Raw genomic sequence first — 26,515 nt, forward strand, 5'->3', positions numbered from 1 at the left:
CGTACAATCGTCACCCGTCAGTACATGGTAGATGGAAAAGTAGAGAGAAGCCAGGAAATCTCCAACGAAGTGACGACTCCAGCGGTCTCAGAGATCGTAACAGTTGGAACACGCCCTGTTAGCGAGAAACCAACAGACGCTCCTGTAAATGAAGTTCCAAGCTTAAACGTTGAAGAAAAGGACGTTACCACAACAGTGGCCGAACCCTATCCAACTAAGGAAGTGGAAAGTGCAGACCTGCCTTTGGGACAAAGGGAAGTTAGCCAAGCTGGTCAAGATGGCGTGCGTACGATTGTGACTCGTCAGTATTTAGTAGATGGAAAAGTCGAAAATACAGAGGAAATCTCTAACACTATCACAAAAGAAGCAGTTCCTCAGATTATCAAAGTCGGTACAAAACCAATTTCTACAAATGCGGATCACGCTCCTGTGGAACCAGAAAAAGGAACCCTCGACCTCGAACCCTTGCACCAATTAGTGGAAGAGGCCGATAGCATCCAGAAAACGCATCAGTATTTCAATGATACCACTGCAGATCAAGAGTCTTATAAACAGGCAGTCGCAAATGCCCAAGCTCTCTTTGAGGCATCTCATGCCAGTCAAGAACAGGTTGATTCTTTGAAAAAAGCCCTTGAAACTGCTAAGAATAATTTAGACGGCCAACCTGTTGATAAGAAAACTCTTGGAGTTGAATTTGACATGAAGGATGTGACTCAGTCTACAGTTGCTTACCAGTATGCTGATGAACAAACCAAACTCCGCTATCGCCGTGCTCTAGATCAGGCCAAGCTCGTTTTGGACAATCCTTTGGCCAATCAAGCCTTGGTCGATCAAGTTCGGACGGATCTCGAGGCAGCTCGTCAAGCTCTGGATGGTGTCAAGAGAAAACCAACCCTCTCTCTAGTCCGTGTCGAGAAGGAAGAAGACAAACGCCAAGTTTCTCTTAGCTATCATTTGACGGATGCTACAGCTAGCTATCAATCAGCCAAAGTGCAGCTATACAAGGGTCAAACGTTAATTAAGGAAGTCGACCTTGTGGACCTCGCTCAAAAATTGACACTTGATGACTTGGATTACTATACTCCTTATACCCTCAAAACCGTCATGAAATATGACCTGGGTCAAGGGGAACAAACTAGTATAGAGGATCAACGTCCAGTTCAGCTAGATTATAAGAAGGTTGAAATCAAAGACATCGACCGCATCGAACTGTACGGTAAAGATGGTAGTCGCTACCGACGTTACCTATCCCTGTCGGAAGTGCCGTCTGATTTGGGCAACTACTATGTCCGCATTCAGTCAGACAAGTTCAAGGATATGCTCTTACCTGTTACTAAGATTACAGATAAGGGCAATGCCTATTCCGTAACGGTATCAGCTAATCAGCTCGTCGAGGGAGAAGGGGATCATTATCGTCCAGATTACTCTTTTGAACTGCCGAAAACGCCTCTTAGTCAAGAAGGTGTCTATACGTCCTTCAAAGCGCTCGTAGAGGCCATGAAGTCAAACCCGACTGGAAACTTCACATTAGGAGCGGATGTTTCAGCAGATGAACTCCAGTTGGAACAGTCTGCGACAAGCTATGTACCAGAAGAATTTTCAGGTAGCCTAACTAGCCGAGTGGATGGCAAAGATTATACCATCTACAACTTGGCAAAACCACTCTTTGCAACCTTGAAAAATGCCACCATCCAGCAACTGACCTTGAAATCGGCTGCAGTTACAGGCAAGGATTCTATAGGGGCCTTGGCTAGCAACGCTCAGAACGCAACGATTACGGATGTTTCTGTAAGTGGTAGTCTATCTGGGAACAAGCATATCGGTGGACTCGTAGGAGTTGCCCAAAACACAAAACTAACCAATGTTGCCTTTAAAGGATCCATCACCAGCACCCAAGATGGAGGGCAGGAGTACAATATTGGTGGCCTGGTCGGTAATTTCCACGGCAACCAATCACTGGCGCAGAAGAGTCAGGCAGATGTATCTATCCAAGTAACGGGTAGAAACGGAGACCAGCGTGTTGGAGGCTTGATTGGTCGCTTGCAAAATGGAGCTAGATTAGAAACTTCTTATGTGAGTGGTTCTATCCAGAATGGAGGTCATTCTGGCCAAGTCGGTGGAGCAATCGGGTCTACTTGGAACAATGGACAGGTCCGAAATGTCTTGACCAGTGTCAAGGTTCAAAATGGTCATGCGATGACAGGAGATCCCTATCCTGAGGCTTCTGTTCGGGACTCTTATGTTCTTGAAGGGACTACAGCAAATCGAAAAGATGAGCGTTTTGTCCGTTCTATTTCAGAGGCCGATGCGCAAACCAAACGTCAGTCCTTTAGAATCACTTCGAACTTGACGGACCAAGAGCCATTGCAGCAAGCTTACCAGCATCAAACAGACTATAGTCGAGTGAGAGGAGCCCAGGAGTCCAGAAAGCAGGCCTACGAAAATGTAGAAAAACTATTACCATTCTACAACAAAGACTTCATCGTTCATATAGCCAACCAATTAGCTGAAGATGATAAACTCAACAAAGTAGCCCTGCTAGATGTGGTTCCGATGAAAGACGAGACGCTGATAACGGATGTCAACAGCCATAAGGGTGAAATCAATAGACTGATGTTGCATTATGCAGATAAGACGATCGCTTATCTTGATCTGACCTACAAGGGTGATTTTGCCAATGGCCAGATTGCAGAATATAGCATTGCTGATAAGAATTTACTCTATACGCCAGAAGTCTTCCTATCTGACTACCAGTCTATTAAAGAGAGTGTCTTGGATGAACTCAAATCTGTGACCTATGACTCGGCTGCAGTGCGTAAAGTATTAGGGATTGGTGAAACAGCTTCCTTAGATGATCTTTATCTGGAAAAAGCCTTTGAACAAATCAAAGCTGAACTAGGTCAGGAGCTCCTCAAGGTACTTTCAGTTGACAAGTCGATCAACACCCTAGGCCCTGCCGTAGCGGATGCGATTAGCCAAAAAATTCTGAAGAACAAAGAGGCCTTCATGCTTGGTCTGACCTATCTCAACCGATGGTACAATGTCAACTATGGAACTTTCAATACCAAAGATCTTAATGCCTATAAGTTTGATTTCTTTGGCAATCAAGCAGCTTCGACACTGGATACTATCATCGCTCTCGGGAACTCTGGAATGGGCAATCTTCGAGCCCAAAACAACTTCAATGCCTACCGACAATCTCTAGCCAAGGAAAAAGGCAAAGGAGACCTCTTTGCTTACTTAGAAAGTCTGCGTGAACTCTTCTTGCCACACAAAACCAACAGTGAATGGTTCAAGGAAAATACTAAGGCTTATATCGTAGAGGCTCGTTCAAGTCTGCCAGAAATTCAGGCTAAGCAAGACAATGCAGATCGTAAGAGTAAGTATACAATCAAGGTCTACGACAGACTGACTCAGGGAGATTGGGGCTTCAAGCAAATGGTCCTCCAACTTCTGACCTTACCTGAAAGAGATGTCTATATCATCAGCAATATGTCGACCATTGCCTTTGGTAGCTTTGGAGGCTACAGGAAAGAAGGTGGCAGAGTTCTCTCAGGTGAGGAACTCCATCGACACGTTGAAAAACTTGTGGATCAATCAGCTGAATGGCAACGAAACCACTATGACATGTGGTACAACATTCTAAGTCCAAACAGGAAAGACACTCTATTCAGACGGGTGATCGTTACAGACGGTTTCTTTCTTTATAATGATAAAGGCCAGCAATATTGGGCTCCGCGTAATGATAAGACCTCAGTTGCTATGTACAATTTCTTTGGCCCTGCTGGCAAATATCACGGAGACAATGGACTAGGAGCCTTTGCCAATGGTTATGAAGTCTTCTACGTCTATGACCAGATGCTGGGAGCTTCTGGAACCATGGTCTATACCCATGAAATGACCCACAACTCGGATGGTTCTATCTATTTTGAAGGACATGGTCGTCGTGAGGGTGAAGGACCTGAGAGTTTTGCTACAGGAATGTTAGAGTCTGTAACCAATGTTAGCGAAAAAGGTCTCGTGCTCAATAGCTTCTATCAGGGAGATAAAGATTCGACCACACGTTACCATACCTATGATCCTGTTGCCCGATTCTCCTCAGCAGATGCTCTTCGCGACTACATGCATGGAGTCTTTGATGTACTGAACCTTCTGGATTATGTAGAAGGGGATATTGTTACTGGAGTTCTAACTGATCAACAGAAAATGAAATGGTACCGTAAGGCTGAAAATTATAAATTTGAGAATACGTCTTATGGTAAACAAGCTCACGCTGATGATCGAATTGTCCCTATAACTGCCGAAGAAGCAGCCAAACTAAAATCTGTCGATGCTCTGGTTGACCATAATATCATTGGTCGTCGCGATGGTTGGGATACAGCTAGCTTTGGACGAAATGGCTACTATGTCATCAATATGTTTGCTTCCTTCTATGCAGCTCTGGACAATCCAACTGGTGCACCTGGTGGGCTTATGTTCCGCCGTAGAGCCTATGAATTGCTCGGAGACAAAGGTTACCAGCAAGGATTTGTCCCATATGTATCTGGTCAATACGCTGGCCAAGCCCTCAAAGAAGGAAACAAGACCTACTCAATCTGGAACAGAGGAGATGTCGGAGTAGTTGGAGATGATCTGATCCTTAAAAATCTCTACGGTAGTCAGTATGAATCATGGAAGGATTTGAAGAAAGCTATGCTAAATGAGCGATACAACAAGGCTCAAAACTTCCTTCGCCCCATCACTATCGAGTTTGAAGCAGGAAAATTAGATAGCAAACGACAAATTACGATTTCTTCTTATGAGGAATTACAAGATTATATGTACTTAGCAGTACTAGCGGATGCCTCAGCTAAGAACATTGATCGTGCCTTATCAGACAGTTCCAAGAGTAGCGTCGCCCAACTCAAGTATCGTATTTTCAACGCTTATCTACGTGCCACAGATGATTTCAGACAGTCTATCTTTGAAAGATAAGCTTTTTGCAAAGATAGATACGGAAAAAGAAGATCCAAGTGATCTTCTTTTTTTAGGTGAATGGCTTGCTCAGTGGAGAAGACGAATGAATTTACAAACAAATTGATACATGACAGAGTTCTTAGTCTAAATGTCTGGAGAGAAATTTGAAATCATTCACCATCTAGTATACTCATTTTGAAATTTCTTTTGTTTTTCATGAAAATGTGATAAAATGATAGTTGTAAAAATTTTTTAAGGAGATTCGGATGAAAACAAAAACACTTGCTCGCGTAAATGCGATTTTTGGTCTTATTTCAGGTATCGTCTTGCTGTTGGCACCTCTTGTTATGTTTATGATAGCTGTTGGGGCTGCTGCGGCGACGGAGGACTCTGATGCAACAGTTGGTATATTGACGATTTTTTCAATCATTTTGGCATTGGTAAAAATTGCTGTCTTGGTTTTAGGAATTGTGTCTATTGTATATTACAAGGACGATAAGCGTGTGACTCCTGCACCGTCTGTTTTGTTTATCGTGGGTGGTTCTGTTGGATTGATCCCATTCTTGGGATGGGTAGGAGGAATTCTGACAATCATTGGTGGATCCCTCTATTTTGGACTTTTGAAAAAATTCGAGATTCAAGAATAATGACTTTTTGTTAGGAATATTTTCAAATAAGAGAAGGCGATTAGCCTTCTTTTTTTGTCATCAACGACAGATAAATTTTACAGGATAAATAAGCTTTAACATTCGTGAAATCTAAAGCATTTATTTGAGACAAGGAAGTATTTTTATAGTATAATGGTGGATGTGAAATACCTATATCAAAATATAATACTAGTTATTTTCTTGATAGAGGTTGAAAAGTTGAGAGGATATAGAATGAAAAAGATTTTTGGAGAGAAGCAGCATCGTTTCTCCTTACGAAAATTAGCAATTGGACTTGTGTCAGCTTCGATTTCAAGCCTATTTTTTGTGTCCGTTGCGAGTAGTGGGACCGTATTTGCTCAAGAAAATGCAGCTGTTCACTACAAATATGTGACGGAAACGGAGCTGAGTGGGCAAGAAAAGGACTTGATTGTCAAGGATATTCCGAAAATTGCTGAAGATAGTGAGAGTACCTATTATCTAGTCTACCGTATGGATGAGAAAGCTCAGCTAGGTCAGTTGCCCAATACAGGTGGGCAGAATAGCCTTACTAGCGTTTTATCAGGTGGAGTTCTGGCTTCGATTGGTTTCCTTATTTTTGTCGTATCGAAAAAGAAAGGCAAAAAGAAGGCTCTCTTGAAAGTTGTCTTGATAACAGGGATGGGCAGTGGTTTGGCTTCTTCAGTTCAGGCTATTGAAAATCAACTTTTGCTCCAGTACAATCAGGAATACCAATTATCCCAAGGAGATAGTCTGCCTTTGCCACGTGCCTTATCAGGTTATACTTATCTAGGCTATATTAAGCAAGACAAAGAGATTAATCAGCAAGAAACTGCTGCTAGGGATCAGAAACTTGACTATACTGTTCAACCTCATTTCCAAGCAAACGAAGGTGGACAAAGGGCAGGAGATGAGCAGAAAGCTCCATCTCCTACACTCCCTGCTGAAAAACCAATCCCTTCTCAAGATTCATCCGATCTAAAACCGTCTGGTCTTGCTAGTGTGGATCCTCAGGATGAAGTCTTGGCTGGTCGCGTGAATAAACCAGAGCTCCTATACAAGGACCAAGAAATTGTAACCAAACTAGATGTTTCAGAAGTGGTGCAGGAAAATCCAGAACTAACTGAGGGAACCATCCATGTCAAACAAGAAGGTCGTGCTGGGAAGAAGGTCGAACTCGTTCGCATTTTCACTGTTGAAAACCAAGAAATTTCTAGGGAAGTTCTCTCAACTAAAGTAGAAGAAGCTTTGCCACGTATAGTAGAGAAAGGGACTAAGAAGGCAGTAGCTGCAAGTGAAGCACCTCAGTCTGCAAAAAAGGGAGAGCCTGAGACGCAGGCTCCATTACCAGAATATACAGGCGAGCAAGCGGGAGCGTTTGTAGCCCCAGAGACAGCTGAAAGACCAGAATATACAGGTACCCAAGCAGGAGCAGTCGTTGAACCCGAGCAAGTCGCTCCATTGCCTGAGTATCAGGGAACTCTAGCTGGTGCCATCGTTGAGCCGGAAAAAGTTGAGCCAGAGGTTGGGGGTGTCCAGTCAGGGGATTTGGTGGAACCAGAAACGACTGAGAAACCAGCCTATACAGGCGAGCAGTCTGGAGCAATCGTAGAACCTGAACAAGTGACGCCAACACCAGAGTATAGGGGAACTCAAGCGGGAGCGATTGTAGCCCCAGAGACAACCGAAAAACCAGAATATACAGATACGCAATCAGGTGCGATTGTGGAACCAGAGACCCAGTCTTCCCTACCAGAATATACAGGAACTCAAGCAGGAGCCATCGTTGAACCGGAACAAGTCGCTCCTCTTCCAAAATATACTGGCAATACCGAGCAAGTAAAACCGGAAGCTCCGACAGAAAAACCAAAAGAAAAAGATCCAGAAAAAACACTTGAATTAAGAAACGTTTCAGATCTGGAGTTGTATAGTCAGACCAATGGTGCTTACAAACAACACGTTTCTTTAGACGGTTTTCCAAGTAATCCAGACACTTACTTTATCAAGGTTAAATCTTCGTCGTTTAAAGATGTCTATCTACCAGTCGCTTCAATAACGGCTGAAACGAAAGATGGTCAGCCAGTTTATAAAATCACAGCCAAGGCTGAGAAACTCCAGCAAGAGCTAGAAAATAAATATGTCGATAATTTCACTTTCTACCTAGCTAAGAAGGCTAGAGAGGAAACGACAACCTTTACTTCCTTTAGCAACCTGGTCAAAGCTATCAACCAGAATCTCTCTGGAACTTATCATTTAGCAGCTAGTTTGAATGCCAACGAAGTGGAGTTGGGACCTGATGATAGATCCTACATCAAGGGCACCTTTACTGGTCAGTTGATCGGTGAAAAAGATGGCAAGCAGTATGCTATTTACAACTTGAAAAAACCACTGTTTGAAACTTTGAGTAGTGCCACAGTAGAAAAATTGAGTCTGAAAAATGTCTCCATTTCAGGGAAAGATGATATCGGTGCATTGTCCTATGAAGCTCAGAATGGCACAAAGATTAAACAAGTTCACGTTGATGGTGTTCTCGCCGGTGAACGTGGTATCGGTGGTTTGCTGGCAAAGGCTGAGCAATCAAGTATCACAGAGAGCAGTTTCAAGGGAAGAATTATCAACACTTATGAAACGACTGCTGCCTACAATATCGGTGGTTTGGTCGGTCATTTGACAGGAAACAAGGCTTCGCTGACGAAGTCAAAAGCGACAGTAGCCATTTCATCCAACACAAATAGTTCAGATCAGACTGTGGGTGGTCTTGCAGGTCTAGTAGATCAGGATGCACAAATCCAAGATAGCTATGCTGAGGGCGATATTAATAATGTCAAGCACTTTGGTAGAGTCGCGGGAGTAGCAGGCTATTTGTGGGATCGAAAAACTAATGAGGAACAGCATGCTGGAAGATTGACCAATGTTCTCAGTGATGTCAATGTAACCAACGGAAATGCCATTACCGGTTACCACTATAATGGAATGAAGGTGAAGGACACATTCAGCAGCAAGGCGAACAGAGTCTACAATGTCACTATGGTCAAGGATGAGGTCGTCAGCAAGGAATCCTTTGAAGAAAGAGGGACAATGCTAGATGCTTCCCAAATCGAAAGCAAAAAAGTAGCCATCAATCCTCTCACTCTACCAACAGTGGAGCCCCTCTCAACAAGTGGCAAGAAGGACAGTGATTTTTCTAAGGTGGCCCATTATCAAGCTAAGCGCGCCTTGGCTTATAAAAACATTGAAAAATTGCTACCTTTCTACAACAAGGCAACCATCGTCAAATACGGAAATCTGGTCAATGAGAACAGTCTGTTATATCAAAAAGAACTCTTGTCAGCAGTTATGATGAAGGATGACCAAGTCATCACAGACATTGTTTCTAACAAAGAGACTGCAAACAAACTCTTGCTTCACTACAAGGACCATTCATCTGAAAAGCTTGATCTCCATTACCAGGATGATTTCGCCAAATTAGCGGAATATAGTCTAGGAAATACGGGTCTTCTCTATACGCCAAACCAATTCTTGTATGACCAAAGCTCTATCATCAAACAAGTCTTACCTGAATTGCAGCAGGTGGACTACCATTCAGAAGGCATCAGAAAGACGCTCGGTATTTCTCCAAAAGTCGAGCAGACTGAGCTCTATCTAGAGGACCAGTTCGCCAAAACCAAGGAACATCTGGAAGACAGTTTGAAGAAACTCTTGTCAGCAGATGCTGGACTTGCTGGTGACAACCCAGTTACCAAGGGCTATCTTGTAGATAAAATCAAACGCAACAAGGAAGCCTTGCTACTTGGTTTGACGTATCTGGAACGGTGGTATAACTTCAGCTATGGTCAGGTAAACGTCAAAGACCTGGTTCTGTACCACCTGGACTTCTTTGGTAAGGGAAATGCTTCACCACTGGACACTCTGATTGAGTTAGGTAAATCTGGTTTTAACAACCTTCTAGCTAAGAACAACGTTGATACTTATTCTATTAGTTTAGCTAGCCATCATGGAACGACAGATTTGTTTAGCACGCTGGAACATTACCGCAAAGTCTTTTTACCAAATACAAGTAACAATGACTGGTTTAAATCAGAGACCAAGTCTTACATCGTCGAAGAAAAATCTAATATTGAAGAAGTCAAAACTAAGCAAGGACAAGCTGGCACCAAGTATTCTATAGGTGTCTATGACCGCATCACTAGTGCTACATGGAAATACCGCAATATGGTCTTGCCTCTCCTGACCTTGCCAGAAAAATCTGTCTTTGTCATCTCAACTATGTCTAGTCTAGGATTTGGAGCTTATGATCGCTACCGCAATAGCGAGCATAAAGTGGGCAAGGCTCTCAATGATTTTGTAGAAGAAAATGCGCGTGAAACAGCCAAACGTCAGCGTGATCACTATGATTATTGGTATCGTATTTTAGATAATGAGGGACGTGAAAAACTCTATCGTACTATTCTCCTTTATGATGCTTATAAGTTCGGTGATGACACAACATCTGGAAAAGCTACAGTGGAGGCTAAGTTTGATAGCTCCAATCCAGCTATGAAGAACTTCTTTGGACCAGTTGGCAATAAGGTAGTACACAATCAGCATGGAGCCTACGCAACAGGTGATGGCGTCTACTATATGTCTTACCGTATGTTGGACAAGGATGGAGCCATTACTTATACCCATGAAATGACCCATGATTCAGATCAGGATATTTACCTTGGCGGCTATGGTCGAAGAAGTGGCTTGGGCCCAGAGTTCTTCGCAAAAGGCTTATTGCAAGCCCCTGACCAACCAAGTGACGCAACCATTACCATCAATTCTATCTTGAGACACTCAAAATCAGATAGTACAGAGGGCTCCCGTCTGCAAGTCTTAGATCCGACAGAGAGATTCCAAAACGCAGCAGATCTTCAGAACTATGTCCATAACATGTTTGACCTTATCTACATGCTGGAATACCTCGAAGGGCAATCAATCGTTAACAAACTAAATGTTTACCAGAAAATGGCGGCTCTCAGAAAAATTGAGAACAAGTATGTGAAAGATCCAGTAGATGGCAATGAGGTATACGCTACTAACGTAGTCAAAGAATTGACAGAAGAAGAGGCAAAGAAACTAACCAACTTTGAAAGTTTGATTGACCACAATATCTTATCAGCTCGTGAGTATCAGTCTGGCGACTATGAGCGAAATGGCTACTATACGATTAAACTCTTTGCCCCAATCTTTTCAGCTCTCAGCAGTGAGAAAGGCACGCCAGGGGACCTTATGGGACGTCGGATCGCTTACGAACTTTTGGCTGCCAAAGGCTTTAAGGATGGAATGGTACCTTATATCTCAAACCAATACGAAGAAGTTGCCAAACAAAAAGGTAAAACTATCAATCTCTATGGTAAAGAACGCGGATTGGTGACAGATGATCTTGTTTTGGACAAGGTATTTGAAGGCAAGTATGCATCTTGGGCGGATTTCAAGAAAGCCATGTACCAAGAACGTGTGGATCAGTTTAAAAACTTGAAACAAGTGACCTTTAAAGTTCCGACAAAACCATGGCCAAACTATACGACAGAGACCATCAATCAAGTGACTGAATTGCAAGCCCTCATGGACCAAGCTGTGCTACAGGATGCAGTGGCTCCTCGTTGGAGTGACTATAAGCCAGAGATTGACAGTGCCGTTCATAAGTTGAAGAGAGCAATCTTTAAGGCTTATCTTGACCAAACAAACGACTTCAGAACCTCTATTTTTAAGAAATAAGGGTTGGAAAATGAAAAGGGAGGATCGACAGATCTTCTCTTTTTATGTTCGGATGTCTGAAAGCAGGTAGGCGATTTGTTTGTGACGGAGAAGGTCTTTTGTTTCTGGAGCAAATATGGTAGAATGATAGCTACGAGAGAAGGAGGTTTTTATGGAGAGAGATAGATTGGTTCGACTCAATTGGAGACTGGGCATGGTGGCAGGCATAACCTTGCTTTTGGGACCTGTCCTACGATTTTTGCTATCCTATACTGGTGCCATCATCTATAAAGATCCTTCAAAGGTGCTGGTCGTCACGGTAACCTTTTCCTTGCTCCTGACATTTTTTAAGATTTTGATGATTGCATTAGGGACCTTTATGTTAATCTATTTCGAAGAAGATCAACAACTTCGAAAGCTACCTTCTATTTTATTTATCATTGGTGGCGTGCTGGGCTTTCTTTCAGCGACCGAGTGGATAGGAGGATTTCTAATCATTAAAGGCGCTGTTTCTTTTTCTAAATTTTTGAAAGAAGTCCGTGGCCTTGTCTGATAGTCTAGTGAAACAATCCGTTTGAGGGTTGTTTTTTTATTTAAAGAATTATCTGGCAAAAGAATATGTTAGCAAAATGCTTTTTTATAAGAAAACATGATGTAATACAACTTGAAAAAATAAAAAGAGAATATTATGAAACAATCTTTCATTACATCGTATTTAACATTCTATTTAAAAGCTTCCATTACTTTAGAGGGAGTCTTTATAAAAACTTCTAACCCTACTATTTTAAAAGTTATTCCACTGGGTTCTCAAAATAAAACAATTCCTGTTGATCATGTTGCAAGTGTAGATAGTTCATTTCGTCTTGATTTCAAAACATTTGCTTGGGTATAATTTTCGCTCTTATTGGCCTTTCAATGATGCAAAATTCATTTATTGGGGGATTGATATTAGCGGCTTATGGTGTATTAACAGTGCTAAGTGCTTTTCAAACTCTACTAGTTTTGCATCTTGCTTCTGGTGGAACACATGTTGTCAGTGTGGTAGTATTTGAAAAAGCTAATCTTGAAAATTGCAAAGAAACAATTGAAGGTCTAATTCATAATCGTTACAATGATACTAATGTAACTAAGAATACTGATCGTTTAATTGATGCTTTAAATAACAAATAATTGCAATCGTTTCTTGATTGAATATCGCGAATTAATAATATCTAGATGAGAGGACACCGTTCTCTCTTTTTAGTTGATTTTAACTAGCTTTTTTGTGAAAAATTGTGTAAAATAGAATAGATAAACGAGGGAAACCTCGAAAAATAAAAGGAGAATCCATCTAATGGTAAAATTGGTTTTTGCTCGCCACGGTGAGTCTGAATGGAACAAAGCTAACCTTTTCACTGGTTGGGCTGATGTTGATTTGTCTGAAAAAGGTACACAACAAGCGATTGACGCTGGTAAATTGATCAAAGAAGCTGGTATCGAATTTGACCAAGCTTACACTTCAGTATTGAAACGTGCAATCAAAACAACAAACTTGGCTCTTGAAGCTTCTGACCAATTGTGGGTTCCAGTTGAAAAATCATGGCGTTTGAACGAACGTCACTACGGTGGTTTGACTGGTAAAAACAAAGCTGAAGCTGCGGAACAATTTGGTGATGAGCAAGTTCACATCTGGCGTCGTTCATACGATGTATTGCCTCCAAACATGGATCGTGATGATGAGCATTCAGCACACACTGACCGTCGTTACGCTTCACTTGACGACTCAGTTATCCCAGATGCTGAAAACTTGAAAGTGACTTTGGAACGTGCCCTTCCATTCTGGGAAGACAAAATCGCTCCAGCACTTAAAGATGGTAAAAACGTATTCGTAGGAGCTCACGGTAACTCAATCCGTGCCCTTGTAAAACACATCAAACGCTTGTCAGACGACGAAATCATGGACGTGGAAATCCCTAACTTCCCACCATTGGTATTCGAATTCGACGAAAAATTGAATGTAGTTTCTGAATACTACCTTGGAAAATAATCTATAAACAGAAAGCCTAGGAATTCCTAGGCTTTTTTGTATCTAAGTTTAAAAAAAGGCAATTTAGCTAATTGAAAAAGTATAAAATGAGAGGATATAGCTTATGAAATAGTAAGTTGTATGAATTAATCTTCTTTTGATTCGTAGCTCCAGTGTTCGTAGTTATAGGTTGATAAGATTATATCCGTGATTTCTTCCGGTTCTTCTTGAGCTCCCCCAGCAATCCAAAGAGAAATAATTCCTTCAATACTTGATAAGAAGATTTCCAAAGCGTATTTGTGAGGAATTTGGAAGTTTTCAGATAAGAAATGACGAGTCTTTTCTTTTTGATTTTCAGTTAGAATAATGCTACTTAGAAATTCACGAATTGCACCACGAAAGTCTATGTAATGACTTTGGGACAAGGCGTTAATAAGGCGTTCGTTCGAACGTAATATATAGAAGTTGGCTAACATAAACTTTCTAGGCGATTCTCTTTCTTTTTCTAAAAAAATGTAGAGCTGGGAAATAATTTCACTTTTAAAACTGTCAATCATTTGATATTTGTCTTCATAGTGTAGATAGAAAGTTCCCCTATTAATCCCTGCGCGTTTACAGAGTTTACTAATTGATATATTTTCAAATTTCTCCTCTGATAGCAACTGAATCAAAGCTTCCTTGATGTCTTCCTTAGTAGTAGTTTTTCGTTTCTGAACCATTTCTCTTCCTTTTTCTTAAATCAACACTTTGTTGATTTTTGATTATTGCTTTTTGACTTAGCCCATTATATAATATTTGTGATTTAGAATCAACACCTTGTTGATTTAAGGAAACGAGCTTTGAAAAGGAGATAAACGATATGGCTTATATTGAAATGAAACACAGCTACAAGCGTTATCAGGTTGGGGATACGGAGATTGTGGCTAATCATGATGTGAATTTTGAAATTGAAAAGGGGGAGCTGGTTATTATCCTTGGTGCTTCAGGTGCTGGAAAATCAACCGTTCTCAATCTCCTAGGAGGTATGGATACCAATGATGAGGGGGAGATTTGGATCGATGGTGCCAATATTGCCAACTATAGTTCGCACCAGAGAACAAACTATCGTCGTGAAGATGTAGGTTTTGTTTTTCAGTTTTATAATCTAGTTTCCAATCTGACAGCCAAGGAAAATGTGGAACTGGCTTCAGAAATCGTGACAGATGCCTTAGAACCTGAGCAGGTCTTGACAGATGTAGGTTTGGCTCATCGCCTCAATAATTTTCCAGCCCAGCTTTCTGGAGGGGAGCAACAGCGAGTCTCCATTGCACGCGCTGTAGCCAAAAATCCTAAAATTCTCCTCTGTGATGAACCGACGGGTGCCTTGGATTACCAGACGGGGAAGCAAGTCTTGAAGATTCTCCAAGACATGTCTCGTCGAAAAGGAGCGACGGTGATTATCGTGACCCACAATGGTGCGCTAGCTCCTATTGCAGATCGCGTGATTCATATGCGCGATGCTACAGTTAAGAGCATGACGATCAATGAGCATCCGCAGGATATCGATACATTGGAGTATTAGCATGAAAAAAACATATCGAAAAGACCTATTTCAGTCAGTGACGACTTCAAAGGGACGCTTTGTTTCTATCTTGACCTTGATGATGCTGGGTTCTTTAGCCCTAGTAGGTCTTAAAGTAGCCAGTCCAAACATGGAACGCACGGCAGGGGATTATCTCCGTAAAGCCAATACCCTGGATCTGGCCGTAATAGCTGATTATGGCTTGGACAAAGAAGACCAAGACGAACTAAAGACCCTTCAAGGAGCAAGTGTTGAGTTTGGCTATATGGTAGACCTAACCGTTGAAAATGGTGAGGAAGCAGTTCGACTTTATTCCAAACCAGAGAGCATTTCAACCTTCCAAGTGACAGAAGGGCGACTGCCAGAGACAAATGAGGAAATTGCCCTAGCCGACTTCTGGAAAGACCGCTATCAGATTGGGCAGACCATTACCTTTACTAAGAAAGAAGAAAAGTCCATCGTAAAATCCCAAACTTTTACAATTACTGGATTTGTTGAGTCGGGTGAGATTCTTTCTAAAGAAGATTTAGGAAGTGCTAGTAGTGGAAATGGCAACCTGACTGGCTATGGAGTAATTTTACCCAGTCAGTTTGACTCAGATGTTTATAGTATTGCGCGTGTGCGCTATGACGATTTAAAAAATCTGGATACTTTTTCATCAGACTATAAGACCAAACGAGCCCAACATCAGGAAGAGTTGCAAGACTTACTTGCTGATAATGGTCAAAAAAGATTGGCAAGTATCAAATCAAATGGGCAAAAGAGCTTGGAAGAGGGCAAAGAACAGCTCCAAACTGCTGAAAGCAACCTTGAAAATGGCAAGAGTCAGTTAGAGCAGGCCGAAAGTCGCTTGAAAACGCAAGAAGAACAAGCGACCGCTTTACCAGAACCGCAAAAGAGTCAAATCGAGGGACAGCTGACAAAAGCTAAGGAAGAACTGGCGACAAAAAAAGAAAAACTGGCTCAGACAGAGAGTGATCTAACTAAGGAAAAAGAGAAGCTTGAACAGCGTCAGAAAGAGCTTGATGAACTGGCAGAGCCGAAATACCACGTATACAATCGCCAAACCATGCCAGGTGGTCAAGGCTACCTCATGTACAGCAATGCATCATCAAGCATTCGTTCAGTCGGAAATATCTTCCCAGTGGTGCTATATATGGTCGCTGCAATGGTGACCTTTACAACGATGACTCGCTTTGTAGATGAAGAACGCACCAATGCAGGTATTTTCAAGGCCTTGGGTTACCGCAACCGAGATATTGTTGCCAAGTTTGTCCTCTATGGTTTTCTTGCAGGAACTGTGGGAACCATTATAGGAACACTTCTTGGACATTATCTTCTTGCAGGGGTGATTTCAGATGTTATAACAGCTGGGATGGTTGTTGGAAAAAGTCACGAGTATTTCTATTGGTCTTATAGTATCCTTGCCCTAGCCTTGAGTTGGGTATCTAGTGTTTTGCCGGCTTATCTGGTGGCGCGAAGGGAGTTGCACGATGAAGCAGCCCAACTCTTACTTCCCAAACCTCCCGTTAAGGGATCAAAGATTTTGCTGGAACGACTGAGCTTTATTTGGAGTCGTTTGAGTTTTACTCATAAGGTTACGGCAAGAAATATCTTTCGTTATAAGCAACGGATGCTGATGACCATTTTTGGAGTTGTAGGTTCAGTTGCTCTCTTATTTGCTGGTCTTGGTATTCAGTCATCTGTGGGAGGAGTTTCCGAACGCCAATTTGAACAAATCCAGCAATACCAGATGATTGTAGCAGAAAAGAGCAGTGCAACGGAGCAAGAAAAAGCAGATCTGGAAAGTGCCTTGCAAGCTGAATCGATCCACGCTTATCAAAAGATTTACTCTAAATCCATTGAAAAAGATTTCAAAGGAAAAGCAGGACTTCAAACCATCACCATGATGGTTACTAGTGGAGAAGACTTCAATCCCTTTATCACATTAGAGGAAAATGGGCGAGAGTTGCAGGTCACTAATGGAGCGGTCGTGAGTCAAAAATTAGCCCAATTAGCAAGTGTTACGGTTGGAGACAAGCTGGAGCTTGACGGGAAGGAAATCAAGGTTGCGGCTATTTCTGAAAACTATGTTGGACACTTTGTTTATCTAAACCGTGCGACTTACGAACAAGTCTATGGAACCAGTCCGCAAGACAATACCTACCTAGTAAAATTAAAAGACCCAACACCTTCCAATACGGAGAAAGAAGCGGCTACTTTCATGGGAAAAGCTGCTGTTTCTGGGGTCGTCCAAAATGCAACGGCTATCCATCTCTTTGAATCTGTAGCCAATTCTCTCAATAAAACCATGGCAATCCTTGTCCTTGTTTCCGTCTTACTAGCCATTGTCATTCTTTACAATCTCACCAATATCAATGTGGAAGAACGTATCCGTGAACTTTCCACTATTAAGGTTCTTGGTTTCCATAATAAAGAAGTGACTCTCTATATCTACCGCGAGACTATGGTGCTGTCCCTTGTGGGAATTGCTCTCGGTTTGGTAGCCGGCCACTATTTACATCAATTTTTGATTCAAATGATTTCACCGGCCACCATACTTTTTTATCCTCAGGTCAGCTGGGAAGTCTATGCTCTTCCAATCGTCGCAGCGACTGTAATCTTAGCCTTATTAGGCCTATTTGTTAATCACCGCTTGAGAAAAGTGGATATGCTCGAAGCCTTGAAATCAGTAGAGTAATTCAAGGTTTTAAACAGTAAATCAGTTGACAAAGTCTCTGCTTCTTGGTAGAATAAGAACTGTCGTAAAGACAAATAACTTCTTCTTGGTTACAGGCATGCCAACCTGTCACTCGGATGAAGCCAAATAAAAAGGAGAAACATCATGGCAATCTCAAAAGAGAAAAAAAATGAAATCATCGCACAATATGCACGTCACGAAGGTGATACAGGTTCAGTAGAGGTTCAAGTTGCTGTCCTTACTTGGGAAATCAACCACCTTAACGAACACATCAAACAACACAAAAAAGACCACGCTACTTACCGTGGATTGATGAAGAAAATCGGTCGCCGTCGTAACTTGCTTGCATACTTGCGTAAAAACGACGTTAACCGTTACCGTGAGTTGATCAACTCTCTCGGACTTCGTCGCTAATCTTGCGTCTAAAACGTTTCTATACTTCGTTGGCTTCAGCTCGATGTACCATTAGTACAATCTTCGCCTCGTCGCCTAGTCTATAAACGTTTTATCCAGCAAGAATTATGATGCTAAGGGCTCCAAAAATCCGTATGAAAATAGGGAAAGGAAACAGTGTTCGATGAACACAAGGAGTTTCATCTTTTTCACTAGGATTTTAGCCCGAGATCAAATCAGCTCTCTGACTTCAGAGAGCTTTTTTATTGAGGTTTTATCGGTCACAATTTTGGAGACTACAAAAACCAAGCCGTCAGGGTATGTCTTAATCATTTCGTTTTATCGGTCATAATTTTGGAGACTACAAAAACAGCCTTAGTAGGTGCTCCCTTCTTTATCTAGTTTTATCGGTCATAATTTTGGAGACTACAAAAACCTCAAATGGTATCAGCTAATGACACCATGAAGGTGCGCAGTTACTCGGCTTTTCAAGCCGAGTAACTGTCTGCAAGCCCCCTCGGAGAGCCCACACTTTACGAAGTAAAGTATAGTATGTTATACTTTACATGGAAGTAGTCACCGAATTCCAGTTAGAAATTACTTTGTAACTACGTTTTGAGGAGGAGTAAAATGCTTTCCTACGTTCGACATTACCCACTAGCGATAGCTAAATTAATGTGTCTGTGCTCTCCTAAAATCTACTGATTTATTACTGACTAATACAGGAGGTTTTTATGGGACAGACAATCATATCTGCTATTGGTGTTTATATTTCCACCAGTATCGATTATTTAATTATTTTAATTATTTTATTTGCACAGCTATCACAGAATAAACAGAAATGGCATATTTATGCGGGGCAATATCTAGGAACAGGCTTACTTGTAGGGGCGAGTTTAGTTGCTGCTTATGTCGTTAATTTCGTGCCTGAAGAATGGATGGTTGGATTGCTTGGTTTAATCCCTATCTATTTAGGGATTCGCTTTGCAATTGTTGGAGAAGGTGAGGAAGAAGAGGAAGAAATTATTGAAAGATTAGAACAAAGCAAGGCAAATCAACTGTTTTGGACAGTTACATTGCTGACAATTGCGTCTGGCGGAGATAATTTAGGTATCTATATACCTTATTTTGCTTCGTTAGATTGGTCACAGACCCTCGTGGCGTTGCTTGTGTTTGTAATCGGCATAATTATCTTTTGCGAGATTAGTCGGATGTTATCCTCTATTCCGTTAATATTCGAGACAATTGAAAAATACGAGCGAATCATTGTGCCCATAGTATTCATTCTACTTGGACTATACATCATGTATGAAAATGGCACGATAGAGACTTTTCTGATCGTGTAGATTTTTTTGTTTCACTAGGATTTTAGCCCGGGCTCAAATCAAGCTCTCTGATTTCAGAGGGCTTTTTATGTTGTCACCTTACCTCGATATACTCAAGTATAATCTTCGGTTACGGTTCCTAGCACTGTAAGGTAAAATAAACCAGATCATCTCCCTTCGGGGAGATTTTTTTGTTTCACGAACATTTTTGTACAATCTTCGGCTTGTCTATATATGTCTCCATCCTTGTTCATCTAGTAGAAATATGGTATACTTTTTATGAGAATTTTCTAAATTTTTAATTTTGTATAAGGAGGTTTTCATGCTTTCCAAATTTTCTGGAAGCCGACAGAACGTACAATTTGTGTTACTTTTAGGTGTTTTGCTAGGTATTTTAGGGATTTCACTTTTTCTAGCTGTTTCTATGGGGTCTGTTGCGATTGATCTAGGAGATACCTATCGGATCATTTTGAGCAGATTGGGATTTCCTCTTGAGATAGGAGAGGTTTCCAAGTCTACTCTTGCCATTGTATGGAACATGAGATTCCCCCGAGTATTGTTAGGTCTGATAGTAGGGGCTGGTCTTTCTATGTGTGGTAGCGTGATGCAGTCTACAGTGAACAATCCCATCGCAGAGCCTTATGTCTTAGGAATTTCTGCGGGTGCAACTCTAGGGGCAACTTTGAGCATCATTCTTGGTTTAAAAGTGATGATTAGCCTTGGAGCTTTCCTTGGAGCTATTTTGGCAACAATCGCTGTCCTTATCATTGCCTCTATGCAGGGAAGGATGACGACTTCTAGTCTGATTTTATCAGGAACGGTGGTCAACGCTCTCTTTCTAGCCTTTTCCAACTTTATTATCTCAGTTGGCGCTAATGCGGACAGTGTGATGACCATTAAGTTTTGGACCATGGGATCGCTTGCCGGGACTACTTGGGCAGACTTGGTTCTGCCAACTATAGTAGTAGGAATGGTCTTTCTATTTTTCGCTACTCAGTATCGTGTTTTTAATGCGATGATGATGGGAGATGAGGCTGCTTTAACTTTGGGAATTCCCTTACGCTTCTATTGGTATCTTTATGTGACCATGGTGGCTGTGCTGACAGCTGTCTTGGTGGCAACTTGTGGGATTATTGGATTTGTTGGACTGATTACTCCACATTTAGCTCGAGGGTTAGTAGGAACGAATTACAGGAGACTTTTTCCTGTTGCGACCTTGCTGGGTGCCCTCTTTGTCATCTGGGCAGATGTACTCTCTCGTGTCATCATTCCAAACGCTGAGTTGCCGATTGGTATTTTCACAGCCTTAGTAGGTGCTCCCTTCTTTATCTACATTGTTGGAGGTAGGCGAAGGGAGGTGAGGGCCTGATATGGACTTGATTTGTCAGGATGTCCACTTTGGACTAGGAGAGAAAAAAATCCTCAAAGGAGTTTCTCTTAAGGTTGAGGGGCATCAATTTCATACGATATTAGGGCCAAATGGAAGTGGAAAAACCAGCCTGCTTAAACTCCTCTATCGTCAGGAAAAGGCGGACAAAGGCTTGATAAGCTTAGATGGAAAGCCTTTGGAACATTGGTCACTCAAAGAAACAGCTAAGCAGATGGCGGTCGTCACCCAGTTTAATCAATTGCAGTTTGATTGTACAGTTGAGGAAATCGTCTTGCTGGGAAGGACTCCACACCTCTCTTTTTTACAGAAGGAAAAGGAAAGGGATTATGCCCTCGTTCAAGATGCTCTCGTCAAGGTGGATATGCTTGAGAAGAAAACTCGTCTCTATTCGTCTCTTTCAGGTGGGGAGAAACAGCGAGTCTTATTAGCACGCGCCTTGGCGCAAGAACCGACTCTCTTGCTCCTGGACGAGCCAACCAATCACCTGGATATCAAGTACCAGTTAGACTTGCTGGCCATTGTGAAGAATCTCAAGGTCAATGTTCTAGCTGTCCTGCATGATATTCAACTTGCTTGTCGCTATTCGGATTATCTCTATCTGATGAAAGAGGGGGAAATCCTTTACCAAGGGACTCCAAAGGAGACCATCACCCCTGAGTCATTGCAAACTGTATACGGAGTTCAAAGTCAGGTGACTTGGACCGAGGATCAGCAAGCCATGATTCACTATTTATAAAAGTAAAAAGGAAAATAAGATGAAAAAAACACTAAGCATTTTACTCGTAACAGTAGCTACCTTAACCATGGCAGCTTGTGGCAACACTACTACAGAAAAAGCTACCACGCAGTCTAGCACAGAAACAAGTCAAAAGGCCAGCACAGAGACGACTTATCCGTTAACGGTTAAAACCTATGATGTTAAGGGAAATGAAGTCGAACAAGTCTTTGACAAGGCACCTGAAAAAGTTATCACCAACAATCTTTCAACAACTGAAATCTTATTGGAGTTAGGCTTGAAGGATAAAATTGCTGGCATGCTCAACCCTGACAATGCTGTAACAGACAAATACAAGGACGCGATTGCGACCATTCCTCAAATCGGTGATAAAAAAACAGTCTCTCAAGAGACAGTCCTTTCTTATGAGCCAGATGCGGTGATGGGTCGAAACATGATGTTTTCAGAAAAATCCTTGGGAACAGTTAGCACTTGGAATGAAAACAAAATCCCAGTCTATACGCAAAAAGCTTCTCTCTCAACGATTCAGCAAGATTTAGGAAATATCGTAGAAGATGTCAAAAATCTTGGAATGATTTTCAATGTTCAGGACAAGGCCAATGAATACGCAGCCCAATTACAAGCTAAAATTGACGCTGTTAAGAAAGCAAATCCAACAAGCCAAGGTGAAAAGAAAAAGGCTTTGATTATGGTTGCTTATAATGACGAAACCTTCGGTGCTTACAAGTCTGCTTTGCAAGAGAGCCTTCTAAATCAACTTGGTTATACCAACGTTGCAACGGGAACATCAGGTTTGACCTTGGAAAATCTCGTGTCAATGGATCCTGAGTTGATTATCTATGTAACCAGCGACCGCAATAAAAAATTGGATGCTAACGCAGTAGAGTTGATGAAGGCAAATGAAGTTTTGGAAAATGTTCCTGCTATTAAGAATCAAAAAATCATGACCATTTCTTACGATGAGTTAATGGACTATGGTCCAGCAGTGATTGATTCCCTTGAGAAAATCAATGACTTTATCAATAAATAATGAGTTTGACTGGGAAGGGATCCAAGTCAAGGTCAGCCTTCCTTCGACTTATGATCCCAACCAAACCTATCCAGCTGTTCTCTTGAATGATGGAAACTTGGATTTCCTATCTTCCCTTTCTGAATCTGTGATTTTAGTGGGCTTGACCTCTAAAAATCGCCTAGATGACTACACACCCTGGAAGGCCTCTGCTCTGAGAGAGGGGGCTCCGGATTTTGGCGGTCAGGCAAATACCTATCATAGTCATTTATTTGGAGGTCTTTTAGATAAGTTGCAGTCGCTTTATCGTCTGGACAAAAATCGCCTTGCCTATGGAGGGTACTCACTAGGTGGTTTGGCAGCAGTATACAGTCTTTTCCATTTTGACAAGTTCTCCTGTATCTTCTCTATCTGCGGTTCCTTTTGGTATCCTGATTTTACGACTTATTGCAGGGATGAAAAGGTGAAAAATTTGGACTGTTTGTTGTATTTACAGAATGGTCAAACAGAAGGAGCCCATCATACCAATCGTCTGGCTCAAGCACCAGTTTATGCTGAGCAGATTCATACCAGTCTTCAGCAACATTATCCGACTGGTCAGTTTGTCTTTGATCCTTACGGGCATCATGAGCAAGTGGCTGAGCGATTTCTAGCCTTTTCCAACTGGTTGTCCCAAAAATGGAAAATTGCATAAAAGAAATATCCCTTGGCTTTTGCCAAGGGATAATTGTATTTTTTAACCAAGTTTCTCTCTCTTCTTATCTGGATTCCAGATAAAGCTTGCGATAAAGCTAAAGATAATCGTTAGGATACCAACAAACACTGCAAGGATAAGGGCAGGGATGCGGACAAACCACCAGAGTGGGTTTGGTTTTTTATCATTGTGCCATTGCTTGGTTTCTTCGTCCAAACGTTGGAATTCTGCTTGGATACGGTCTGCAACCATTTCAATCCCTTCATCATTCATTTTCTTGATGTCTGAGATATCGATAGGATTTCCAAAGTTCATATCGACACGTTCACGGCTAATCAAGCCTTTCAAGGTCATAGGACCGGTGTAGGTAACAGGCATGATACGGACTTTGGCCATCTTGGCAATCAGGGCTACGCCACCCTTGACATCGTTTGAGTGACGGCTCCCACTTGGAAACATGATGAGAGAGCGGTCGCTTTTTTTGAGGACGTTGATAGGGTACTTGATGGCAGAGGCATTAGGTTTTTCTCGGTCGATAGGAAAGGCGCCACACATACGGATCCACCAGCCAAAGATACGGTTGTTAAACAGCTCTTTTTTGGCCATAAAGATGAACTGTTTTGGCTTGGTCGCAAAGGCCATGTAAACAGGATCCCACCAGGTACGGTGAGGTGCGACGAGGATATAGTTTTCGTCTCGGCTAGGGATTTTATCAGTATTGTGATAGTGGGCATTGCCATTGATGGACCACAAGATCAGCATGACTAGTCCACGCAAATAAGTATAAAACATGAGATCTCCTTCGATTGTATTGCTTTTATTATTATACCTTATCAAAAGACTGCTGGCAAACTTTTTCAGTTATCAGCTAACAGTTTTAGATGGGATTAGAATTCTTTTAAAAAAAATGATATGATAGAGTTTATGGATAAAAATAAGATAATGGGATTAACCCAAAGAGAAGTCAAGGAAAGACAGGCTCAAGGTTTGGTCAATGACTTTACCGCTTCGGCCAGTACCAGTACTTGGCAAATCATCAAACGAAATGTTTTTACACTTTTTAACGCATTAAACTTTGTTATTGCTCTAGCGCTGGCCTTTGTGCAGGCTTGGAGCAATCTGGTTTTCTTTGCCGTTATCTGCTTTAACGCTTTTTCTGGGATTGTGACTGAGCTACGGGCCAAACACATGGTGGACAAGCTCAATCTCATGACCAAGGAAAAGGTCAAAACCATTCGTGATGGTCAAGAAGTTGCTCTCGATCCAGAAGAGTTGGTTCTAGGAGATGTCATTCGTTTGTCTGCTGGAGAGCAGATTCCTAGTGATGCTCTGGTTCTGGAAGGATTTGCGGAAGTCAATGAAGCTATGTTGACGGGTGAGAGTGATTTGGTGCAAAAAGAAGTGGATGTCTTGCTTTTATCAGGGAGTTTCCTAGCCAGTGGCGCAGTTTTGGCTCAAGTCCACCATGTCGGGGCAGAAAACTATGCTGCCAAACTCATGCTGGAAGCTAAGACAGTGAAACCAATCAACTCCCGTATCATGAAATCGCTAGACAAGCTAGCTGGTTTTACTGGGAAAATTATCATTCCCTTTGGTCTAGCTCTCTTGTTAGAAGCCTTGATGTTAAAAGGCTTGCCCCTCAAGTCATCCGTTGTAAATTCGTCAACAGCCCTTTTGGGAATGTTGCCTAAGGGAATCGCCCTTTTGACCATTACTTCGCTCTTGACTGCGGTGATTAAGCTGGGCTTGAAAAAGGTCTTGGTGCAGGAGATGTACTCTGTCGAGACCTTGGCGCGCGTGGATATGCTCTGTCTGGACAAAACGGGCACCATCACCCAAGGAAAGATGCAGGTGGAGGCGGTTCTTCCTCTGACGGAAACTTATGATGATGAGGCTATTACTAACATTCTGACCAGCTACATAGCTCATAGTGAGGATAAAAATCCAACAGCCCAAGCCATTCGCCAGCGTTTCCAAGGTCAGGTTTCCTATCCTATGCTTTCGAATCTTCCTTTCTCAAGCGACCGTAAGTGGGGAGCTATGGAGTTGGAAGATTTGGGAACTGTTTTCTTAGGAGCGCCCGAGATGTTGTTGGACAATGAAGTCCCTGAAGCCAGAGAGGCTCTAGAGAGAGGTTCACGTGTCTTGGTATTAGCCCTTAGTCAGGAAAAACTAGACCACCACAAACCACAGAAACCATCTGATATTCAGGCCCTGGCCTTGCTGGAAATCTTGGATCCGATTCGAGAAGGAGCAGCTGAGACACTAGACTATCTTCGTTCCCAGGAAGTAGGCCTCAAGATTATCTCTGGTGATAATCCAGTCACGGTTTCCAGCATTGCCCAAAAGGCTGGTTTTGCAGACTATCACAGCTATGTAGATTGCTCAAAAATCACGGATGAGGAATTGATTGCCATGGCTGAAGAGACAGCTATTTTCGGTCGTGTTTCCCCTCATCAAAAGAAACTCATCATCCAAACGCTGAAAAAAGCAGGGCATACAACGGCAATGACAGGGGATGGTGTCAATGATATCCTAGCTCTCCGCGAAGCAGATTGTTCGATCGTTATGGCTGAAGGAGATCCTGCGACTCGTCAGATTGCTAATCTGGTTCTCTTGAACTCTGACTTTAATGATGTTCCTGAGATTCTCTTTGAAGGTCGTCGTGTGGTCAATAACATTGCCCATATTGCACCGATTTTCTTGATAAAGACAATCTATTCCTTCTTGCTCGCTGTCATCTGTATCGCCAGTGCTCTTCTAGGACGGTCTGAGTGGATTTTGATTTTCCCCTTCATTCCAATCCAGATTACCATGATTGACCAGTTCGTGGAAGGGTTCCCGCCATTTGTTCTGACTTTTGAGCGAAATATCAAACCAGTCGAAGCAAACTTCCTCAGAAAATCCATGCTTCGTGCCCTACCAAGCGCACTGATGGTTGTGTTCAGCGTTCTTTTTGTGAAAATTTTTGGAGCGAGTCAAGGTTGGTCTGAGTTAGAAATCTCAACCCTACTCTATTATCTCTTGGGGTCTATCGGTTTCTTATCTGTATTTAGAGCCTGCATGCCATTTACCCTCTGGCGTGTCCTCTTGATTGTCTGGTCAGTAGGTGGTTTCCTAGCCACAGCTCTCTTCCCAAGAATCCAGAAACTGCTTGAAATTTCGACACTTACAGGACAAACACTGCCTGTTTATGGGGCCATGATGTTGGTCTTTACCGTGATTTTCATTCTAACCAGTCGTTACCAAGCTAGAAAATAAAGAAAGACTGCAATCTGTGGATTGCGGTCTTTTTAGGTGCAAGATTGCTAGCTGATACTCAATGAAAATCAAAGAGCAAACTAGGAAACTAGCCGCAGGCTGTACTTGAGTACGGC

The 26,515-nt window shown here is 42.1% G+C and carries 18 protein-coding genes; 16 read left to right on the forward strand and 2 right to left on the reverse strand.

The features are described 5' to 3' along the window. Positions 1–24 precede the first annotated feature (24 nt). The 7 genes from GMD6S_RS05430 to GMD6S_RS05460 all read left to right on the forward strand — a co-directional run bounded on the left by GMD6S_RS05430 (position 25) and on the right by GMD6S_RS05460 (position 13,350). Positions 25–4,974 (forward strand): ZmpA/ZmpB/ZmpC family metallo-endopeptidase, encoded by a 4,950-nt coding sequence (locus GMD6S_RS05430; protein WP_237739127.1) that lies wholly within the window; start codon positions 25–27, stop codon positions 4,972–4,974. Between the two features lie 248 nt (positions 4,975–5,222). Continuing rightward, on the forward strand, positions 5,223–5,603 hold the full coding sequence (locus GMD6S_RS05435; RefSeq protein ID WP_000853147.1) for a hypothetical protein: 381 nt from the start codon (positions 5,223–5,225) through the stop codon (positions 5,601–5,603). 234 nt (positions 5,604–5,837) lie between these two features. Then, positions 5,838–11,345: a ZmpA/ZmpB/ZmpC family metallo-endopeptidase gene (locus tag GMD6S_RS05440; RefSeq protein ID WP_000718006.1), complete on the forward strand. Its 5,508-nt coding sequence runs from the start codon at positions 5,838–5,840 to the stop codon at positions 11,343–11,345. Positions 11,346–11,496: 151 nt separating this feature from the next. After that, positions 11,497–11,877, forward strand: coding sequence for a hypothetical protein (locus GMD6S_RS05445; RefSeq protein ID WP_000439021.1), 381 nt, complete (start codon positions 11,497–11,499; stop codon positions 11,875–11,877). A gap of 135 nt (positions 11,878–12,012) precedes the next feature. Next, entirely contained in the window at positions 12,013–12,216 is a 204-nt protein-coding gene (locus GMD6S_RS05450; protein ID WP_008281298.1) for a hypothetical protein, read from the forward strand. Positions 12,217–12,239: 23 nt separating this feature from the next. Beyond that, a complete protein-coding gene (locus GMD6S_RS05455; RefSeq protein WP_009013681.1) occupies positions 12,240–12,494 on the forward strand; it encodes a hypothetical protein in 255 nt (84 codons plus the stop codon). Between the two features lie 163 nt (positions 12,495–12,657). Further along, complete coding sequence (locus GMD6S_RS05460; RefSeq protein ID WP_000240130.1) at positions 12,658–13,350, forward strand: phosphoglycerate mutase; 693 nt, start codon at positions 12,658–12,660, stop codon at positions 13,348–13,350. A gap of 125 nt (positions 13,351–13,475) precedes the next feature. Here the strand turns inward: GMD6S_RS05460 and GMD6S_RS05465 are convergent, their stop codons facing one another. Next, positions 13,476–14,048: a TetR/AcrR family transcriptional regulator gene (locus GMD6S_RS05465; RefSeq protein ID WP_000250301.1), complete on the reverse strand. Its 573-nt coding sequence runs from the start codon at positions 14,046–14,048 to the stop codon at positions 13,476–13,478. Between the two features lie 140 nt (positions 14,049–14,188). Here GMD6S_RS05465 and GMD6S_RS05470 point away from each other — a divergent pair, with 140 nt between their 5' ends. From GMD6S_RS05470 to GMD6S_RS05505, 8 genes are all read left to right on the forward strand, one after another. Next, positions 14,189–14,890: an ABC transporter ATP-binding protein gene (locus GMD6S_RS05470; RefSeq protein ID WP_000323378.1), complete on the forward strand. Its 702-nt coding sequence runs from the start codon at positions 14,189–14,191 to the stop codon at positions 14,888–14,890. Between the two features lies 1 nt (position 14,891). After that, complete coding sequence (locus tag GMD6S_RS05475; RefSeq protein WP_000754607.1) at positions 14,892–17,591, forward strand: FtsX-like permease family protein; 2,700 nt, start codon at positions 14,892–14,894, stop codon at positions 17,589–17,591. 144 nt (positions 17,592–17,735) lie between these two features. After that, on the forward strand, positions 17,736–18,005 hold the full coding sequence (gene rpsO, locus GMD6S_RS05480; RefSeq protein ID WP_001018251.1) for a 30S ribosomal protein S15: 270 nt from the start codon (positions 17,736–17,738) through the stop codon (positions 18,003–18,005). Between the two features lie 713 nt (positions 18,006–18,718). Next, positions 18,719–19,330: a CadD family cadmium resistance transporter gene (locus GMD6S_RS05485; RefSeq protein ID WP_000531728.1), complete on the forward strand. Its 612-nt coding sequence runs from the start codon at positions 18,719–18,721 to the stop codon at positions 19,328–19,330. Positions 19,331–19,631: 301 nt separating this feature from the next. Beyond that, positions 19,632–20,678 (forward strand): FecCD family ABC transporter permease, encoded by a 1,047-nt coding sequence (locus GMD6S_RS05490; RefSeq protein WP_000949322.1) that lies wholly within the window; start codon positions 19,632–19,634, stop codon positions 20,676–20,678. 1 nt (position 20,679) lies between these two features. Continuing rightward, a complete protein-coding gene (locus GMD6S_RS05495; protein ID WP_000364120.1) occupies positions 20,680–21,435 on the forward strand; it encodes an ABC transporter ATP-binding protein in 756 nt (251 codons plus the stop codon). A gap of 19 nt (positions 21,436–21,454) precedes the next feature. Next, positions 21,455–22,465, forward strand: a complete 1,011-nt coding sequence (locus GMD6S_RS05500) for an ABC transporter substrate-binding protein (protein WP_000753262.1) — start codon at positions 21,455–21,457, stop codon at positions 22,463–22,465. Further along, positions 22,446–23,138 carry an alpha/beta hydrolase-fold protein gene (locus GMD6S_RS05505; protein WP_000175784.1) on the forward strand — a complete coding sequence of 231 codons (693 nt, stop codon included), beginning with the start codon at positions 22,446–22,448 and terminating at the stop codon, positions 23,136–23,138. The genes GMD6S_RS05500 and GMD6S_RS05505 overlap by 20 nt, the downstream gene beginning before the upstream one ends. A 42-nt stretch (positions 23,139–23,180) precedes the next feature. Here GMD6S_RS05505 and GMD6S_RS05510 read toward each other — a convergent pair whose 3' ends face one another. After that, positions 23,181–23,930 carry a lysophospholipid acyltransferase family protein gene (locus GMD6S_RS05510; protein ID WP_000500176.1) on the reverse strand — a complete coding sequence of 250 codons (750 nt, stop codon included), beginning with the start codon at positions 23,928–23,930 and terminating at the stop codon, positions 23,181–23,183. 132 nt (positions 23,931–24,062) lie between these two features. On the opposite strand from GMD6S_RS05510, the gene GMD6S_RS05515 reads away from it, so the two are divergent. After that, on the forward strand, positions 24,063–26,399 hold the full coding sequence (locus tag GMD6S_RS05515; protein ID WP_008293183.1) for a cation-translocating P-type ATPase: 2,337 nt from the start codon (positions 24,063–24,065) through the stop codon (positions 26,397–26,399). Positions 26,400–26,515 lie beyond the last annotated feature (116 nt).

It is taken from the genome of Streptococcus sp. GMD6S, from assembly GCF_000297015.1.

Coding starts and splice junctions, on each gene's coding strand:
- GMD6S_RS05430 (WP_237739127.1), top strand. CDS start 25: ATGGTAGATGGAAAAGTAGAGAGAAGCCAGGAAATCTCCAACGAAGTG.
- GMD6S_RS05435 (WP_000853147.1), top strand. CDS start 5,223: ATGAAAACAAAAACACTTGCTCGCGTAAATGCGATTTTTGGTCTTATT.
- GMD6S_RS05440 (WP_000718006.1), top strand. CDS start 5,838: ATGAAAAAGATTTTTGGAGAGAAGCAGCATCGTTTCTCCTTACGAAAA.
- GMD6S_RS05445 (WP_000439021.1), top strand. CDS start 11,497: ATGGAGAGAGATAGATTGGTTCGACTCAATTGGAGACTGGGCATGGTG.
- GMD6S_RS05450 (WP_008281298.1), top strand. CDS start 12,013: ATGAAACAATCTTTCATTACATCGTATTTAACATTCTATTTAAAAGCT.
- GMD6S_RS05455 (WP_009013681.1), top strand. CDS start 12,240: ATGATGCAAAATTCATTTATTGGGGGATTGATATTAGCGGCTTATGGT.
- GMD6S_RS05460 (WP_000240130.1), top strand. CDS start 12,658: ATGGTAAAATTGGTTTTTGCTCGCCACGGTGAGTCTGAATGGAACAAA.
- GMD6S_RS05465 (WP_000250301.1), bottom strand. CDS start 14,048: ATGGTTCAGAAACGAAAAACTACTACTAAGGAAGACATCAAGGAAGCT.
- GMD6S_RS05470 (WP_000323378.1), top strand. CDS start 14,189: ATGGCTTATATTGAAATGAAACACAGCTACAAGCGTTATCAGGTTGGG.
- GMD6S_RS05475 (WP_000754607.1), top strand. CDS start 14,892: ATGAAAAAAACATATCGAAAAGACCTATTTCAGTCAGTGACGACTTCA.
- rpsO (WP_001018251.1), top strand. CDS start 17,736: ATGGCAATCTCAAAAGAGAAAAAAAATGAAATCATCGCACAATATGCA.
- GMD6S_RS05485 (WP_000531728.1), top strand. CDS start 18,719: ATGGGACAGACAATCATATCTGCTATTGGTGTTTATATTTCCACCAGT.
- GMD6S_RS05490 (WP_000949322.1), top strand. CDS start 19,632: ATGCTTTCCAAATTTTCTGGAAGCCGACAGAACGTACAATTTGTGTTA.
- GMD6S_RS05495 (WP_000364120.1), top strand. CDS start 20,680: ATGGACTTGATTTGTCAGGATGTCCACTTTGGACTAGGAGAGAAAAAA.
- GMD6S_RS05500 (WP_000753262.1), top strand. CDS start 21,455: ATGAAAAAAACACTAAGCATTTTACTCGTAACAGTAGCTACCTTAACC.
- GMD6S_RS05505 (WP_000175784.1), top strand. CDS start 22,446: ATGACTTTATCAATAAATAATGAGTTTGACTGGGAAGGGATCCAAGTC.
- GMD6S_RS05510 (WP_000500176.1), bottom strand. CDS start 23,930: ATGTTTTATACTTATTTGCGTGGACTAGTCATGCTGATCTTGTGGTCC.
- GMD6S_RS05515 (WP_008293183.1), top strand. CDS start 24,063: ATGGATAAAAATAAGATAATGGGATTAACCCAAAGAGAAGTCAAGGAA.